Raw genomic sequence first — 1,292 nt, forward strand, 5'->3', positions numbered from 1 at the left:
GATGATGTACAATAGTTTGTGTAACCAGAATTTGTGACCTGCAGGCGCAAAAAAGTAGGGTATCTTGGAGTGTGCGTAAACCACAAGAAAGGAACCCTACTCATGACTACTATACACCAAGATATGCTCGCAGATCTATTTGAAAAACTTGTCACGCAGTTTATTAAAGAGAACCTGGAGTCCATCATGAAAGCTGAAATCAAAAGCTTCATGGAGAATGAACAAGAAAAGCCTAATAGTCGGAACGGATACTACCAGCGCTCTCTTCAGACCAAGTTCGGCACGATCGAGGATCTCCGTGTACCACGGGATCGGAACAGCGAGTTTCAAACGCATGTATTCGAACCTTACCAACGCCGAGATGGCTGGCTGGAAGAGGCGGTGATCCAAATGTACAAAGCCGGCATGGGCACGCGAGACGTCGCTCGCTTCATCGAGAGCATGTTTGGCAGCCACTATTCACCCACGACCGTCAGCAACATTACCGCGACCGTGCTGGAGGATATCCAGCAATGGCAATCCAGGCCGCTGCAGAAGCGCTATGCTGTCCTCTACTTAGATGGCCTGTATGTGAAGCTGCGACGCAGCCGTGTCAGCGGTGAGGTCGTCTATTTTGCCATGGGCATTGATGAGGATGGCCACCGACAGATTCTCGGATTTTACGTGGGCGGTCAGGAGAGCGCCAACGGCTGGCGGGATGTCCTCAAAGACCTGTACAAGCGCGGTGCCCAAGAAGTCCTTCTCGGCGTGTTTGACGGCCTGCCCGGACTCGATGATGCGTTTCGAGAGGTGTACCCGAAAGCCGACGTCCAACACTGCATTGTACACAAGGTGCGCTCGACGTTCCCCAAGATTCGCGTGCAGGATAAGACGGAGTTTCTGGATGATCTGAAAACGGTCTACCATGCACTCGATCATGAACTTGCCCTAGCTGCCTTCGACACGTTCAAGGACAAGTGGGGCAAGAAGTATCCGAAAGAGATTCAATCCTGGGAGGAGCAATTGGATACGCTGCTGACGTTTTACAAGTACCCGCCGCAGATTAAAAATGCCATCTATACATCAAATCCAATCGAGCGAATGAACAAAGAATTTCGTAAGCGACTGAAGCCGATGAACAGCTTAACCAATATCGACGCGGTGGAGAAGATCATTTACCTCGACATCATGGACTACAACGAGCGTTATGCTAACCGCGTCACTACTGGTTTCGGTCAGCCGGGTGTCAAGGAAAAGCTGGTACAGATGTTCGAGGAGCGTTATCCCACGACTGCAACATCGGTGGAATAAAA

Annotated in this window: 1 protein-coding gene; it reads left to right on the forward strand. The window is 50.5% G+C overall.

Features of this window, described 5'->3' with window-relative positions; genetic code table 11:
* The first annotated feature begins 102 nt into the window (after positions 1 to 102).
* Positions 103 to 1,290 (forward strand): IS256 family transposase, encoded by a 1,188-nt coding sequence (locus PACILC2_RS24615; protein ID WP_054820369.1) that lies wholly within the window; start codon positions 103 to 105, stop codon positions 1,288 to 1,290.
* The last annotated feature ends 2 nt before the right edge of the window (positions 1,291 to 1,292 follow it).

Origin of the sequence: Paenibacillus cisolokensis (genome assembly GCF_018403665.1) — a bacterium.
GTDB lineage: Bacteria > Bacillota > Bacilli > Paenibacillales > Paenibacillaceae > Paenibacillus_AH > Paenibacillus_AH cisolokensis.

Coding starts and splice junctions, on each gene's coding strand:
- PACILC2_RS24615 (WP_054820369.1), top strand. CDS start 103: ATGACTACTATACACCAAGATATGCTCGCAGATCTATTTGAAAAACTT.